Source organism: Pseudomonas shahriarae, from assembly GCF_014268455.2.
In the GTDB taxonomy this organism is placed as follows: domain Bacteria; phylum Pseudomonadota; class Gammaproteobacteria; order Pseudomonadales; family Pseudomonadaceae; genus Aquipseudomonas; species Aquipseudomonas shahriarae.
In genome coordinates, this window is sequence record NZ_CP077085.1 from 2,444,224 (window position 1) to 2,459,913 (window position 15,690).

Below are 15,690 nucleotides of genomic sequence, written 5' to 3' on the forward strand. Positions count from 1 at the left end.
TCGTCGCCGTCGGCAGAGGAAATAAGCTGTGTCAGGAAGACGAAGTTCGATCAATGAGATTTAGGTGCAATAGCAGGCGGGGAGCGTTGTAGTAGCCGGCAAGCCGGCTGCTACAGGGGAGGTCAGGCGCAGGCTTTTTCAGTGATGACTCGGCCGGCCTGCATGCGTACCAGTTGGTCGGCTACGTCGAAGTAACGGTCGTCGTGGGAGATGACGATGATGGTCTTGCCCAGGCGCTTGAGGTCCGGCAGCAGCTCGGTGTAGAAAATCCGCCGGAAGGTCGGGTCCTGGTCCGCCGCCCACTCGTCGAACACCAGCACCGGGCGCTCGTCGAGCCAGGCGTTGACCAGGGCCAGACGCTTGCGTTGCCCGGTGGACAGGTCGGTGGTGGTGAACGCGCCGTCGCGCACGCTGACCTTGTGGGCGATTTCCAGGCGCTCCAGGTATTGAGTGGCGTCGTCGGGCAAGGCCTTGTCGTTCTGCACCAGGTCGTCGAACAGGAAGTAGTCGGCAAAAATCGTGGTGAACATCTGTCGGTAGTCGTCCAGCCCCAGGGCGTCCACGGGCAGGCCGTTGAGACGGATTTCACCTTGCTGCGGGGTGTACAGGCCCAGTAGCAGCTTGATCAGGGTGGTCTTGCCGCAACCGTTTTCACCGACGATAAACAGAATTTCCCCAGGCTCGATGCTCAGGTTGACCGGCCCGAGCTTGAACGGCTCGCTGCCTTCGACCGTTGGGAAGGCGTACTGCACGTTGCGCAGTTCCAAGTGCTTCATCACGGGCACGGTTTTGTCGGCGTCATCGAGCAGCAGGTGCGGTTCCGGCGAGGAGAAACGCTCCGACAGGTCGGCAATGCGGCGGAAGGCAATTTGCGCGCGGCTGATGATCGGCAGGTTGCCGATCAGGTTTTCCAGCGGACCTTTCATGTACAGCAGCACCAGGACAAAGCCGCTCATCACCGCCGGGTCCGAACTGGGCCAGAATTGTTGCAGGGTCAGGGCCAGACCGATAACCACGAAAAACAGCATCGAGCCCAGGCTCTTGGCAATCACGAAGATATTGATCGAGCGGATGTGGGTGTCGCAGATTTTGTCGGCGGTGCCCTGGATATTACGGGTGTGCATGGCATGCCGACGTGGGCGGTGGATGCGCAGTTCCTTGGCACCCTCGGCAATCGCCGAATAGTGTTTTTGCAGGTTGTCTTCGGCGTCGCGTGCCGCGTAGAACCCTTTGATGCCTTTGCTTTGAGCCACGTACTGCACCGCCGAACCAATGCCGATGGCCAGCAGGGTCATCAGGAAGATCGGCCAGGACAGCACCGCCAGGTAGCCCAGGCAGCCCAGGATCACCGTGGTGGAAATCGCCAGCGGGGCGAAGGCGAAGGCGAAGTCGCTGATGGTGTCCACGTCGTGGGTCAACACCGGGATCAGGCGGTGAGTGCGGTAGCGCTCGATCTGTTCGATGGGGGCGGCGAGCACTTTGGCGCCGAGGTCCTTGCGCAGTTTGGCAATCACCTTCTGACCGACGAAATTGGTGCCGATGTCGGCGCCGATACTGCTGAGCAGGGCCAGTAGGCACAGCCCGGCGAAGGCCAGCACCACGCCGGTGCCCATGCCGTCGGCGCTGTGCAGGCCGCGGTTGACCGTGGCCAGCAACGCCGTGACGCTAAGGCCGCCGATGATGCCCAGCGTGATGGAAGAAATAACAATCCGCCGATAGGGCTTGAGCAGGCTCAAGAGTTCTCGAATGGCGCTGCGCGGTGCTGCGGTCATGAAACTACCTCGATCGCGACGTGGCTACGTGCTGTGGGCAAGTGAAGGCCTGCGCGCGGAGGTTTACCGTTGGCAGGCCGATAGTAGGAGGACGAGTCGGGCGAGGCGCGATTTAGCCGCGTCCGGAGGTGCGCAGGCTCAGAGATCCCGTGCCACGCGAAAGCCCAGCCAGTCGCCGCGCACGTTGGAGTTGAGGCTGTTGCGGTTGCCGGAGCGGGAAAACACCGGCGCTTCGCCCCAGTCGTTGCCGCGAATCTGCCGCACTTCGCACTGCCCGGTCAGCCAGGCGCTGCCATCGCTGGGCGCACCGACATAGCTGTCATTTTCACAGTCTTCGACCCATTCGTAGACGTTGCCATGCATGTCATACACGCCGAACGCATTGGGCGCATAACTGCCGGCCGGTGCGGTATAGCTGTAGCCATCCGCCGGCCCGTAGGTATTGGCGTGCTGGGCGATGCTGTATTCCTTGCCTTCATCGAATGGAAATGGGAACGGGCCGGAGGTGCCGCCACGGGCGGCGTATTCACGCAGGGACTCGCTGACCATGCGGTACTGCTTGCCGGTTTTCTTCGACAGCCAGGCGACATAGGCATTGGCTTCTGCAAAGTCCATGCACACTGCCGGATGTTTGGGGCTTGTCTTGTAGGTGGGTTTGCCGGCCGTGCATTTGCGCCCTGGACGGTCGTCGCCGTCGGGCATCTTGTAGCCGGTTTCTTGTACGTAACGGTCCCATTCGCCGGCCAGCACCTGGAAGCGGCTGATGGCCACGGGTTTGGCGAAGGTCACGTCATGCATCGGCCCTTCATCGGGCTGGCGACCGACTTCATCATCCGGGGTGCCCATTTTGAACGTGCCGGTAGGCAGCACCACCATTTCCGGGCAGTTTTTGCAGTCCTTGAACACGGTGCCGGGCTTGGGCGGCGTCGCGGCTTGGGCGGATGGCAACAGGCAGGCCATCAATGCCGTCAGGGCCAGGGATTTGAGGAGCGTCGGGGTGAGCGGTTCATCGTTCATGAGTCGTCTCGTGGGCAAGAAAAAAGGGTGTCAGAGGGCTTTGTCGAGCAGGACCAGGAAGCGGTCGACTTCATCTTCGGTATTGAGCAAGCCGGGTGCGGTGCGCACCACCGGGCCGACGTCGCGGTTCACTGCGTCGCTGACCACACGGTTGCGCATCAGGTAGGCGGCCACCTTGTCACTGTCCTGGCCCTTGACCCGAAAGAAGCTGAAGCCGGCTGAGAGCTGCGGGTTGGACGGGGTGACCAGCTCGATGTTCGGTCGCGCTTGCAGGCGGTCCTTGAGGTAGGTGTTGAGGCTGTGGATACGCTGCTGAACCTGGGCCTTGCCCAGTTGCAGGTGCAGCTTGAAGGCCTCGTCCAGCGCCCAGCGGTGTTCATAGGCGTGATAGCCACCGGGGGAGAACGAGGTGGCGAAATCACTGTCTTCGGAGAAGGTCGGCACGCAGGGGGTGAGGGTGGTCACCTGCTCTGACGCGGCGCATACCAGGCCGGTGCCGCGTGGGCCGAACATCCATTTATGGGTGCCGGCGATAAAGAAATCGCAGTGCATGTCGGGGAAGGCCAGGTCTTCGACGCCAAAGCCATGCACGCCATCGACCACGTAGAGAATGCGGTCTTTTTCTTCGCGCCCCTGGTTATGGCGTTTGACCAGTTGGCCGATTTCGCCGATCGGCAGCTTCACGCCGCTGCCCGATTGCACCCAGGTCATACCCAGCACCCGAGTGTTGGGGCGGATATTGCGCTCGATGGCCGCCAGCACTTCATCGATCGACACTTGATTGGCGTTGGCGAACAGCTTGATCTTGCGCACCTGAGTGCCGTCGCGCCGGGTGCGGAACCCCAGGATGCTGTCGGTGGAAAAATGCTCGTGCTCGGTGGTGAGGATCTCCTGGTCGGGCCGCACATGGATACCGCCGTAGATCATCGCCAAGCCCTCGGTGGTGCTGCCGGTGAGGGCGATCTGGCCGGGTTTGGCTTGCAGGTAACGACCTGCCCATTCGCGCACCTGGCGTTCGCGTTTCCAGGGTTCCTGCAGGTCCCAGTCCATGGTCAGGCCGGGGTTGCGGTCAATGGCGGCGCGGTGCCGTTCGATGGCCTCGCGCACGGGCCTTGGGTGTGAGGTGATCAGGAAGTTGGAGAAGTGGATGTAGCTTGGGTCCTGGTCGAACAGGTGGCGCAGGCCCGTCCATTTGTCTGCGGGTGCCTGGATGGGGGCTGCCTGGGCCTCAAGGCCGGCCCCCAACGGCAGGCTGGCGGCGAGGATGCCGGCCTGCTTGAGAAAGGTACGGCGGTCGGTCATGGCGTCGGCTCGCTTGGCAAGACGCCAGGTTTGGCGGATTTTTGCGTCTGCTCCCACACCCGCAGGAAATTGCCGCCCCACAGCTTGGCGATATCGGCTTCGGAGTAACCGCGGGTGATCAGTTCGGCGGTCACGTTGCGTACTTCGCTGACATCGTTCCAGCCCTTGACGCCGCCGCCTTCGTTGAAGTCCGAGGCAATGCCGACGTGGTCGATGCCGATTTTGCGCACGGTGTAGTCGATGGCATCCCCCAGGTCCTTGAGGCTGGCCTTGGGTTCCTCTTCGAGAATGGCGTAGAGCTCGCTGGCGTATTCACCGAACTTCTGTTCTGGCCAGGCGGCGATGATCGGATCCCCCGGCATCAATGCCATCGCCAGGTTGGGCAGTGGCGGTAGGTCGAAACGCGCGCGCAGTGCGTTGAGCTTGTCCTGGATCGGCTGGCTCAACGGTCGCAGGTAACCGCCGAAGGCCACCACTTGCACCACGCCGCCGCTGTTTTTGATCAGTTGCAGTTCTTTGTCGCTGAGGTTGCGTGGGATATCCACCGATGCGCGGGGCGCAGAGTGGGAAGCGACCATGGGGGTGCGGCTAAGCTGGGCGACTTGCTCGAGGGCGGTGGTCGACATTTGCGATACGTCGATGATCACGCCCAGGTCGTTCAGGCGCTGTACGGCTTGCTTGCCGATATCCGAAAGGCCGCCGAGGGCGTCCGGTGAATCGTTGAAAAACGGCAGTGGGCGCGAAGAGTCCGACCAGCTGTTGTTGCCGATGTAGCTGAAGCCGAACATGCGCATGCCGCGTGCGGTCCACATGTCCAGCAGGTTCAGGTCATTGCCCAGCGGGTAGGCGTTGAGCATGCTGATAAAAATCGCAAACTTGCCTTCGCCATGCAGGCGGCGAAAATCGGCGGGGGTATAGGCAATGCCGACCTGGTTGGGAAAGTCGCGGACCATACCGGCGATGATCTTGTAGCGCACCTCTTGCTGATGCCGGGCCTCGTCGACAAAGCCTGCAGTCGGTTTGTGGGGCGCGTTGGCGCCGTTCCACAGTTCGGGCCAGCCGAAAATCGTCAGCGCCGCCCCCGACAGGCGCCCGCGACTGGCCTTGGCCAGGTCGAACTGGCCGCTGCCGTCCTTGTCCGCTTCATGGCCTGCGGTGCCGAAGTCCAGGGGCACGGTGATATGGCTGTCGAACGAGATCAACCGATCTTGCAGTTCATTGGCTTGCTTGATCACTTCCAGCGGGTAGCCGGCATTGCCGCGAAACCAGTGATCCCAGGCAAAGCCTGCGCCGGCAGCAATGGCCAGGGCCAAGGGCAGGCCGATGTATAGAGCCTTTTTCGAACGTGGTTTTGTCATTGCCATCTCAGTCGGTTCGCCTTTGAGGTGCAGGCGCAAGGGGCCTTTGCTATCTGGGAAGAACGAGTGATGGGCAGGGAAATTTAAGCGCGCCAACGATCACCTGCAGGAGCCGGCTTGCCGGCGATAGCGGTGGGTCGGGCAGTGATGCATCGACAGGAAGACCGCCATCGCCGGGCAGCCGGCGCCTACAGTAAATTTGCCACCCGGCTAAACGTTCTAGCTTGGATAAAGCCTGCTCCAAGGCTGACACAGGTAGGAACATGACGATTTCTCGACGAGGGTTTATCGCAGGCCTGGCGCTGACCGGCGCCGCCGTACCTGCGGCCTTTTATGCCCATCGTGAGTTGACGCGTGAGGAATTCCCCATCACGCCTGAAGAGGCCACGGTGGACCTGGCGGACACCGCCGTCCAGCAATTGGCGGACAGCCTGCGGGGTGTCTGGAGCCTGCGCCTGGAAGGGGCTGATGCCGGGCTGCAAGGCTTGCCCCTCGACGGCCTGGAACTGTTTCTTGATATTGCGCCGCGTGGCCGAGGCCTGCGTGGCTACCTGGATACGGCCGGGCAACTGCGCGCAGAGGGTGAGCCGCGCTATCAGGTGCTCGGCGACCTGGCGCCAGGCAATGCGGCGCTGCTGTACTGGCGCCTGATTGACCGCGACTCGCCAGACGGCAGGCCGGCCTATGAATTCAAGATGCGCCTGGACGAAGTCTGGGGCAGCTTCGGCAATGCCGGTAGCGGCACCCTAAGCGGGCAGGTACTCAGCCTCGATCGCCCGCTGGCGCTGCTGGAGCGGGACAACCGTTTTGTCGCTACCAAACAGCTTTTTCCCGAAGCCCGCGAGCGTATCGGCCTGAACCCGACGCTGCTGGCGTGGTTGGTTGCGCCCGAGCACCGCCTGTTTCATCAGCTCTGGCACGCCTCGCGGGACCAGTGGCACAAGCTCCCTGAAGACAAGCGTAATGCCCTGCGCGGTATCGGCTGGCAGCCCGGGCCACGAGATAAAGAGCGCGACGCCCGTGGCCCGCGAAAGGATCGCAACGGTTCGGGGGTCGACTTTTTCTTTATGCATCGGCACATGCTCGGTACTGCGCGCTCCATGCAGGACTTGCCGTCATGGCCACGTTTCCCTGGGCCGCAGCCGGCACTTGAGGCTGATCGCCGGGGTTTTGCGCGCTACTTCGACAATCACGATGGCTTTGCGCTGCCACCCACTTGGATGGCCAGCGGTGACGAGCAGTACACCCAGTGGGTCAGTGAGATCAAGGCGGCCGAGACGTACCACAGCAACTTCCAGGTGTGGGAGTCGCAATACCGTGACCCGCGTTACCTGGCCAAGTTGACTCTGGGCCAGTTCGGCTCGGAGCTTGAGTTGGGGTTACACGATTGGTTGCATATGCGCTGGGCTTCGGTGCCGCGCGATCCTTCCAATGGTGCGCCCGTGCCATTTGCGCGAGATCCGGCGGACTTCGCGGCGCGTTGGTATGAGCCTGAGAATGACTTTTTGGGCGATCCGTTTTCCTCCCATGTGAACCCGGTGTTCTGGCATTTTCATGGTTGGATCGATGATCGGCTCGAGGACTGGTTTCGCGCCCATGAGCGCTTTCACCCGGGTGAACTGAGCCGCCTGGAGGTCAACGGTGTGCCGTGGTTTGCGCCGGGGCGCTGGGTCGAGGTGGGTGATCCGTGGCTGGGGCCGGATACCCATGGTTGCAGTACCACCCCGGGATTGCAGATGGGGCGCACCGTGGAGATGGATCCGGAAACCATGAAGCTGGCCTTGCGCATCACCTTTGGCGCTGATGATGACAAGTTACAGGACTTGTTCCGCAAGGTGCCGAAACGGCCGTGGTATGCGCGGCATTTGAAGGTCAGGGAACGGATCATTTGACCGGCGCGCCATCAACCTGAATGCACACTAAACCATGTGGGAGCTGGCAAGCCAGCTCCCACATTAGATCTTCATCGTTGAAGGTCGGGTGCCTGCCAGCCGCCACCCAGCGCCTTGTACAGCGCCACACTGGCCTCCAGCCGCGCCTGGCGCAGTTGCACGTTCAGGTCCTGGGCGGCATACAGTGTGCGCTGGGTTTCCAGCACCGTCAGCAAGTCTTCCGCGCCGGCCTCATAACGGCTTTGGGCGATGCGGAAGGCGGTCTGTGCCTGGCTCAACTCCTCACGCTGCCACTGGCGTTGTTCGTCGAGCTGGCGAATGCTGCTCAGGGCCTTTTCCACATCGGCAAAGCCATTGATGATCGCCCCGCGATAGGTGTGCAGCAATTCATCCTGGCGTGCCGTCGCTCTGTCGCGTTCGGCGCCGAGGCGACCGTTGTTGAAAATTGGCGCGACCAGCCCGCCCGCAAGGTTGTAGAACGGGTTGCGCAGCATATCGGCAGTGCGATTGGCGCCGGAGCTGAGGTTGGCGGTCAGGGTGACCGTGGGCAGCATGGCGGCGCGGGCGACGATGATGTCGGCCTGGGCCGCCGCCAGTTGCGCTTCGGCGCTGGCGATGTCCGGGCGACGGCTGAGCAGGTCGCTGGGTACTCCGGCGGCAATGCTGGGCCAGCGCAGTTGGTCAAAGGATTGATCGGTAAATGGCAGGGTCTGTACCGGTTGGCCGAGCAGGGCGGCCAGGCTGATCCGAGCGGCTTCGGTGCGTTGACGGACTTCTGGCAGCTGCCGTTGTTGCGCGGCGACCAGGCTCTTTTGCTGTGCAAGTTCCAGCTGGGTGGCAGAGCCGGCGTCATGGCGGGTCTGCACCAGTTTGAGGACGCTTTGCGCATTGGCCAGGTTCAGTTCGGCGATACGCTGTTGTTCATGCAGTGCCAGCAGTTGGGTGTAGGTCGTGGCCACGCCGCTGAGCAGGGTCAACTCCACCGTGGCGCGCTCGAATTCGCTGGCGCGCACGGCCAGTTCCGCGCTGTCGCGTGCAGCACGCTTGCCGCCCCAGAAGTCGATTTCGTAGGTGGCGGTGAGGTTTGTACTGAAGTAGTCCACTGCGTCTTTGTTGCTGTTGCTCTGCGGTGGGTTGTTGCCCGTGCCACGCAGCTGTTTCTGCCGGCTGACGTTGAGCCCGCCGGTGAGTGCGGGCAGCAAGGGCGCGCCGGCGACCACCGCGCTGGCCTGGGCCTGGCGTACCCGGGCCATGGCGCTGGCCAGGTCGTAGCTGCCAGCGCGGGCCTGTTCGATCAATTGGTCGAGTTGCGGACTGGCAAATGCCTTCCACCATTGCTGGTTGACGTGCTGGGCCTGGGCCTTGCTCGCCGTGTGCCACGCGGGCGGTGGCTGCAAACCGCTCTCCGGGCGCGGCGCCGGGCTGCTGCACGCGGCCAGCAGCAGGCTGGCGGCAACGAGGGTCAAGTGCGCTTTCATAGGGCGATCATTCACTGGTAAGGGCCGTGACCGGGTCGAGCCGGGCTGCTTTGCGGGCTGGCATAAAGCCGAAGATGACGCCGGTGACCAGCGCGCAGACGAAGGCGCCAAGGGCGGCTGGCAGCGAAAAGGCGACGGCCACGCTGCTGAGGATCAGCGCGCCGCCGACCAGCAGGGCCAGGCCGATCCCCGCCACCCCGCCGACCACCGTGAGCATCACCGCTTCGGTGAGGAACTGGCGCAGGATGTCCCGCTGCCGGGCGCCGGTGGCCATGCGGATGCCGATTTCCCGGGTGCGTTCGCGCACGGTCATCAGCATGATATTCATCACGCCAATGCCGCCCACCAGCAGCGAGATGGCGGCAATCGAGCCGAGCATCAGCGACAGGGTGTTCTGGGTGCGGGCCTCGGCCTGGATCATCGCGGCGTTGTTGGTCAGTTCGAAATCCCGCTTGCCGTTGTGCAGGCGCAGCAGCAGTTGGTCGATGGCTTTTTCCGCTTCATGCACCTTGCGTGCGTCGGCGGCGGCAATCACTACATATTCGGGGTTGTAGGTGCCAAACAGGCGGATACTCGCGGCGGAGTAGGGGATGGCGATACGGTCGTCGCTGTCCTTGTCGCCGGAGCTGGCGCCTTTTTCGGCGAGGACGCCGATCACCTGGAACGGCACGTTTTCGATGAGGATGTATTGGCCGATGGGGCTCGGCAGGTCCTTGAACAGCTTGTCGCGCACCCGTTTGCCAATCACCGCGACGGTGGCGGCGCTGCGTTCGTCGGCTTCGGTGAAGTAGCTGCCCTCGACGACCGGCCAGTTGAAGATCGCCGGGAAGTTGGTGTCGTTGCCGCCGACATAGGCCATATGGTCGACATTGCCGAAGCGCACCCCGGCTTCCGCGCCGTTGACCGGCATGATGCGCTTGACCTGGGGCAGGGCAGCCATGGCGCTGACGTCGTTCATGGTGATAATGCCGGGCGGCGTCCGCGGGTTGGGCGCCGAGCCACTGACATAGAGGATATTGGAGCCGAAGGCGCCCATCTGCGCCATGACCTGGCGCTTGCTGCCTTCGCCCACGGCGAGCATCACCACCACCGAGGCCACGCCAATAATGATCCCCAGCAGGGTCAGGGCGGTGCGGAAGCGGTTGATCCACATGACCCGCCAGGCTGCTTGTATCGCGTCCAGCAGTTCGCCTTTCCACGCACCATTGTGCTCGGCGCCATCGGCCAGGCGTTGGCGCAGGTCCACGGCTTGCAAGGCCTTGGGGTTGGCGTCGGCGTTAGCGTGGGAGTGGGGGTTGGGGGTGTCGCTGATGATCAGACCGTCGCGGATCTCGATGATGCGCTTGGCCCTGGCCGCCACTTCGCGGTCGTGGGTGATCAGGATCACCACGTGCCCCTGGCTGGCCAGTTCGTCGAGCAGGGTCATGACCTCGGCGCCGCTATGGCTGTCGAGGGCGCCGGTGGGTTCGTCGGCGAGGATGATATGCCCGCCGTTCATCAAGGCTCGGGCAATCGACACCCGTTGTTGCTGGCCTCCGGACAACTGGTGCGGGCGGTTGCCGGTGCGCCCGGCCAGGCCCAGGCGGGTGAGCAGGGCGGCGGCGCGGGCATGGCGTTCGGCGGCCGGCGTGCCGGCATAGATCGCCGGCATCTCGACGTTTTCCTGGGCCGAGCCGGACGGGATCAGGTGGTAGCCCTGGAACACAAAACCAAAGGCTTCGCGGCGCAGCCAGGCCAGTTCGTCGGTGTCCAGTTGCGCGACGTTTTCCCCGGCGAACAGGTATTGGCCGACGGTGGGGCGGTCGAGGCAGCCGAGGATGTTCATCAAGGTCGACTTGCCAGAGCCGGAGGCCCCGACAATCGCCACGAATTCCCCGGCATGGATCGACAGGTCGATCCCGCGCAATACGTCGACCTGGGGCGTATCACCGCCACCGTAGGATTTGCGGATATCCCGAAGTTCGATCAGCGGCGTCAACATTCAGCCTCCGCTGCTTTCGGCGGGGCCGATCAGCAGGTGATCGCCTTCGTTGAGGCCATCGAGGATCTGGATGCGCAGGCGGTCGCTGATCCCCACCCGTACTTCACGGTCTTCGATGCTGCCGTCCTTGGCCACCACTCGCGCCAGTTGCGTGTCGGGCCGGGTGCTGCCTTGCAGGGCCGCGACGGGTGCAGTCAGCGCATCGCTGACGCGGCTGGCGACGAAAAACACCTGGGCGGTCATTTCCGCCATCAGTGCGTTATCGGCGTTATCCACATCCAGCAGCACGGTGTACAGCACCACCCGGCCGCTGCCGCTTTTGCTCGAGCTGCTGGGGCTGCCGCCGCCCTGGCTGGTTTCGTTGAGGGGCTTGGGCGGCACCGGCAGGATCTGGCGCACAGTGCTGGTCCAGCGCCGGTTGCCACCACTCAGGGTGGTGAAATACGCCTGCATGCCTGGTTTGACATGGCCGATATCGGCTTCCGAAACTTCCGCCCAGACGGTCATGGGCGACAGGTTGGCGATGCGCAAAATCAGCGGCGTCTGCTGCTGGCTGTTAAGGGTCTGGCCTTCGCGGGCATCCACGGCGACTACCGTGCCGGAAATCGGTGCATAGATGCGCGTGTAGCCCAGCTCGGCCTGATCAACCCGCAGCGTGGCCTGGGCCTGGCTGATCTGCGCCTTGAACATGTTGATGCGCGCCTGGGTGGCGTCCAGTTCGGCCTGGGCGGTCTGCACGTCTTCATCGCGGGTCGCGCCACCGGCGGCCAGGCGTTGCTGGCGCTGGTATTTCTGCTGTGCCAGGCGGTTTTGCGCGTGCTGCTCCTGCAGTTGCGCCTGCAGATTGGCGATGGAATAACGGGTGGCGTCGAGCTTGGCCTGTTGGGTGGCCGGATCGATCTCTACCAGCAGATCGCCTTGCTTGACCTGGGCGCCGGCTTCAACGTGAATCTTGCGGATCTGCCCGGACGCCTGCGCGCCGACATCCACGTAACGCCGTGGTTGCAGGGTGCCGAGGGCGGTCACGCTGCTTTCGATATCGCCCCGGCGCACTTCCAGGGTGGCGAACTGATCGCGGCCGGGCGGGATCAGTTGCCAGGCGGCGAAGGCGACCACGGGGATCAGGCAAAGTGCTGCCAGCAGCGCGCGCCGGGTGTGTCGAGGACGGTTCATGCACGGGTTCCAGCCAGGAAAGTTCGGACCGCTGCTCAAACGCCCTTGAGGGCAGAGACAGAAGCGGGAAGCTGTCAGGTAAACGAGGTATTTGCCCTGAAATTTAAGTGCTTACATACGGCGTTACAGCTGGGCGAAACGCCAGTATTCGAGCGCGTTTACCAGTCTGTTTAAAGCCACATGAGAATAATTCTAAGTTAGATGACTTCAAACTGCCATTACTGCATTGCCACAGCCGTCGCCGCCACGCCTGCCCGGACGAATCCTGCACCGGGCTTAAATTTTTTTTCATTGTCCTCGTTTCCTATCAACACATGGCCTGTTGTTCAGCAGGTCGCCCAGGCTTTCCGCCCCACTGCCACGGGGCTTATCCAGAGGACACTGGAATGACACAGGCAATTGCATCGCCCGCGGTTCACGACCTGATCGGTATTGGTTTCGGTCCTTCGAACCTGGCGCTGGCCATCGCCCTGCAAGAGCGCGAGAAAGCCCAGGGCAAGCTCGATGTGCTGTTTCTCGACAAGCAGGCCGACTACCGCTGGCACGGCAATACCCTGGTGAGCCAGAGCGAACTGCAGATTTCCTTCCTCAAGGACCTGGTGACCCTGCGCAACCCCACCAGCCCTTATTCCTTCGTCAACTACCTCAAGGTCCATGGGCGTCTGGTGGACTTCATCAACCTGGGCACGTTCTACCCGTGCCGCATGGAGTACAACGACTACCTGCGCTGGGTCGCCGGGCAATTTACCGCGCAGAGCCGCTATGGCGAGGAAGTGCTGGCCATCGAGCCGATCCTGCATCAGCAGCAGGTCGAGGCGCTGCGGGTGATCTCCCGTGATGCCCAGGGCGAGCAACTGGTACGCACCGCGCGCTCGGTGGTGGTCAGCGCCGGTGGTACGCCACGGATTCCCGAGGCGTTCAAGGCGCTCAAGGACGATGGGCGGGTGTTCCACCATTCCCAGTACCTGGCGCGCATGGCCCAGCAGCCGTGTGTCGAGGGCAAGCCGATGCGCATTGCAATCATCGGTGGCGGGCAGAGCGCGGCCGAGGCGTTTATTGATCTGAATGACAGCTTCCCCTCGGTGCAGGTGGATATCATCCTGCGCGGTTCGGCCCTCAAGCCTGCCGACGACAGCCCGTTCGTCAATGAAGTGTTCTCCCCGGAGTTCACCGACCTGGTGTTCCAGCAGCCCAGCAGCGAGCGCGAGCGCCTGGTCAACGAGTACCACAACACCAACTATTCGGTGGTGGACCTGGACCTGATCGAGCGCATCTACGGGATTTTCTACCGCCAGAAAGTCTCCGGCATCGCCCGTCACGCCTTCCGCACCCTGACCACCGTGGAAAAAGCCAGCGCCGGGCCCCTGGGCATCGAGTTGCTGGTGCGCCATAACGCCACCGGTGAGACGGTGCTCAATCACTACGATGCGGTGGTCCTGGCCACCGGCTATGAGCGCCAGATGCATCGCCAGTTGCTGGCGCCGCTCGAGGCCTATATGGGTGACTTTGAAGTGAACCGCGACTACCGCGTGGTCACCGACGAGCGTTGCAAGGCGGGTATCTACATGCAGGGCTTCAGCCAGGCCAGCCATGGTTTGAGCGATACCTTGCTGTCGATCCTGCCGATTCGCGCCGACGAGATTGCCGCGTCGCTGCATGAGCATGATCGCAGCCGCGGCCAGGACCGTTCGGTGCGTGACGTGCTGCTGGCCACCGCGAGCTGATACCGGCTGCCGGTCGCTCCCGCGCCTGCGGGGGCGACCCTGGCTGAACCCTTGCTGAAGAACCCGACGATTCGCCGCGCTGTCACTTTCCTCCTGCAGACTGCAGGCGTAAGCTGCGCCGGTTTTCAACCATAGCGCAGACCTTCGTGAACAGACTTTCGAGTGACAGTTGTCGACCAGGCTTGGCCAGCTGACGCGCATCTCCATGCCGTTGCCTCGCCGAGCAAGCGAGAAGCGGCCTTTCGGTAGCGAACCGTCCTGGTTCCTGCCTGATCCCCCTTTTTTCGACGCTGATTCTGCGGGCAATCAAAGGGAGATTTACCATGCAAGCCCTCAACAATATCAATCTGGATTCCTTGATCGACACCGTGGTCAGCCTCAGTGCGGCCTTTATCCTGGGTGGGCTGATCGGCTTTGAGCGCCAGTTCCGCCAGCGCACGGCCGGGCTGCGCACCAATGTGCTGGTGGCGGTGGGGGCGGCGATCTTTGTCGACATGGCCAACCGCCTGGCCGGGGCCGAAGGGGCCGTGCGGGTAGTGGCGTATGTGGTGTCCGGGATTGGCTTTCTCGGCGCCGGGGTGATCATGCGCGAGGAGGGCAACGTACGCGGGCTCAATACCGCCGCGACGCTGTGGACTTCTGCCGCCGTGGGCGCCTGCGCCGGTGCCGACCTGATCCTCGAGGCGTTCCTGGGCACCTGTTTTGTGCTGGCGGCCAACACCTTGCTGCGGCCGATCGTCAACAACATCAACCGCCAGCCCCTGGACGTGGTGTCGGCGGAGGTCACCAACATCCTCTACGTGATTGCGCGGCGTGCCCAGCAGCAGGCGGTAATGGCTTTGCTGGAGTCGGAACTGGCGCGCTGTAACTACCCGGCCAGCGATGTCGATGTGCGGCCCTTTGGCAGTGAGGAAGTGGAGATCGAGGCCACCCTGGCGGCCAATTCGGTCGATGGTGATGAACTGGATGCCCTGGTGGCGCGGATCTCCCAGTCGACCCTGGTGGTGCAAGCCTTCTGGAGTCCCAGCACCACTGATTGACAACCCCCCTTTGTTCGGCTGGAAAAGCTGCCTCCCGTCATGGGGGGCGGTTTTTTTCGGTGATTTTGACTACGCTTTAGTGAGGATTAATCCTACATATGCGCCGGATTTTCCCTTCGGGCGAAACATCATTCCGTTGTTAATGTTGAGCCGTTGCACCTAACCAAATTCCGTTGAAACGTTCTGTGTAGACAGTACCGCTGGTCGGAACTGGTACTTCTCACAGGTACAGGGGTTTCGTGTGATGTGTAAGGGTATTGGCGCCCTGAAATGAGTGGTCGCCAATGAAGCAACTAAACAGTCGTGGTGTTCTGCCAGGGAGTCGCATGAGCAAAGCGCTAATTGTGGATGATCATCCGTTCATTCGTGCAACCGTCAAGTACCTGTTGCGCCAGGAGGGCTTCGAGAAGATTTTCGAGGCTGCCAATGGTGCCGATGCATTACAGATTGCCAGGGAGGAACGGCCAGACCTGGTCATTCTCGACCTGGCCATGCCCAAGCTGGGCGGGCTGGAAGTGATCAGCCGGATCAAGGCCTTGGGCCTGCCCTGCAAAATACTGGTCCTGACCTCCTATCTGGCGGTGTTTTTTTCGACGCGTTGCATGCGGGCCGGGGCGATGGGGTTTGTCGCGAAAACCGGCGAGCTGGATGAGCTACAAAAAGCCATCAAGGCCGTCATGTCCAACTACAGCTGCTTCCCCAGCCTGCCCACCAGTTCCGTACGCAAGGACGACTTGCAAACCACGGAACAGCAACTGGTAGAAGCACTCTCTGACCGGGAGTTGATGGTGCTACAGAAGTTGGCCCTGGGTTTGGGCAACAATGAAATCGCCAAGGACATGCTGTTGAGTCACAAGACCATCAGTACTTATAAAACCCGGTTGAAGGAGAAACTGCGTATGTCGTCGGTGGTGCACTTATCCAAGTTCGCCCAGCGTAATCATCTGATCTGA

At 62.4% G+C, this 15,690-nt stretch carries 11 protein-coding genes; 4 read left to right on the top strand and 7 right to left on the bottom strand.

Going from position 1 to position 15,690, the window contains the following annotated elements; translation table 11 throughout:
* Positions 1–122: 122 nt before the first annotated feature.
* The 4 genes from HU773_RS10945 to pvdM form a co-directional block, all read right to left on the bottom strand.
* Positions 123–1,772 carry a cyclic peptide export ABC transporter gene (locus HU773_RS10945; protein ID WP_057959172.1) on the bottom strand — a complete coding sequence of 550 codons (1,650 nt, stop codon included), beginning with the start codon at positions 1,770–1,772 and terminating at the stop codon, positions 123–125.
* A 138-nt stretch (positions 1,773–1,910) separates the two neighbouring features.
* Positions 1,911–2,789, bottom strand: a complete 879-nt coding sequence (gene pvdO, locus HU773_RS10950; RefSeq protein WP_169990027.1) for a dihydropyoverdine dehydrogenase — start codon at positions 2,787–2,789, stop codon at positions 1,911–1,913.
* 30 nt (positions 2,790–2,819) lie between these two features.
* Positions 2,820–4,091 carry a pyoverdine-tailoring periplasmic protein PvdN gene (gene pvdN, locus HU773_RS10955; RefSeq protein WP_057439089.1) on the bottom strand — a complete coding sequence of 424 codons (1,272 nt, stop codon included), beginning with the start codon at positions 4,089–4,091 and terminating at the stop codon, positions 2,820–2,822.
* On the bottom strand, positions 4,088–5,449 hold the full coding sequence (pvdM, locus tag HU773_RS10960) for a pyoverdine-tailoring dipeptidase-like protein PvdM (RefSeq protein WP_115127934.1): 1,362 nt from the start codon (positions 5,447–5,449) through the stop codon (positions 4,088–4,090). Before pvdM ends, pvdN begins: the two co-directional genes overlap by 4 nt.
* Before the next feature lie 263 nt (positions 5,450–5,712).
* On the opposite strand from pvdM, the gene pvdP reads away from it, so the two are divergent.
* Positions 5,713–7,341, top strand: a complete 1,629-nt coding sequence (pvdP, locus tag HU773_RS10965; protein ID WP_186625875.1) for a pyoverdine maturation tyrosinase PvdP — start codon at positions 5,713–5,715, stop codon at positions 7,339–7,341.
* A 71-nt stretch (positions 7,342–7,412) separates the two neighbouring features.
* Here the strand turns inward: pvdP and HU773_RS10970 are convergent, their stop codons facing one another.
* The 3 genes from HU773_RS10970 to HU773_RS10980 are packed head-to-tail and all read right to left on the bottom strand — an operon-like array spanning position 7,413 to position 11,973.
* On the bottom strand, positions 7,413–8,819 hold the full coding sequence (locus tag HU773_RS10970; protein WP_186625874.1) for an efflux transporter outer membrane subunit: 1,407 nt from the start codon (positions 8,817–8,819) through the stop codon (positions 7,413–7,415).
* Between the two features lie 7 nt (positions 8,820–8,826).
* A complete protein-coding gene (locus HU773_RS10975) occupies positions 8,827–10,800 on the bottom strand; it encodes a MacB family efflux pump subunit (protein ID WP_186625873.1) in 1,974 nt (657 codons plus the stop codon).
* Entirely contained in the window at positions 10,801–11,973 is a 1,173-nt protein-coding gene (locus HU773_RS10980; RefSeq protein ID WP_057959179.1) for an efflux RND transporter periplasmic adaptor subunit, read from the bottom strand.
* 386 nt (positions 11,974–12,359) lie between these two features.
* Here HU773_RS10980 and HU773_RS10985 point away from each other — a divergent pair, with 386 nt between their 5' ends.
* From HU773_RS10985 to HU773_RS10995, 3 genes are all read left to right on the top strand, one after another.
* Positions 12,360–13,697, top strand: coding sequence for a lysine N(6)-hydroxylase/L-ornithine N(5)-oxygenase family protein (locus HU773_RS10985; RefSeq protein WP_057439138.1), 1,338 nt, complete (start codon positions 12,360–12,362; stop codon positions 13,695–13,697).
* 323 nt (positions 13,698–14,020) lie between these two features.
* The gene (locus tag HU773_RS10990) at positions 14,021–14,737 is read left to right on the top strand and encodes an MgtC/SapB family protein (protein ID WP_057444753.1); all 717 of its coding nucleotides are present in this window, start codon (positions 14,021–14,023) and stop codon (positions 14,735–14,737) included.
* A gap of 326 nt (positions 14,738–15,063) precedes the next feature.
* On the top strand, positions 15,064–15,690 hold the full coding sequence (locus HU773_RS10995; protein ID WP_057439085.1) for a response regulator transcription factor: 627 nt from the start codon (positions 15,064–15,066) through the stop codon (positions 15,688–15,690).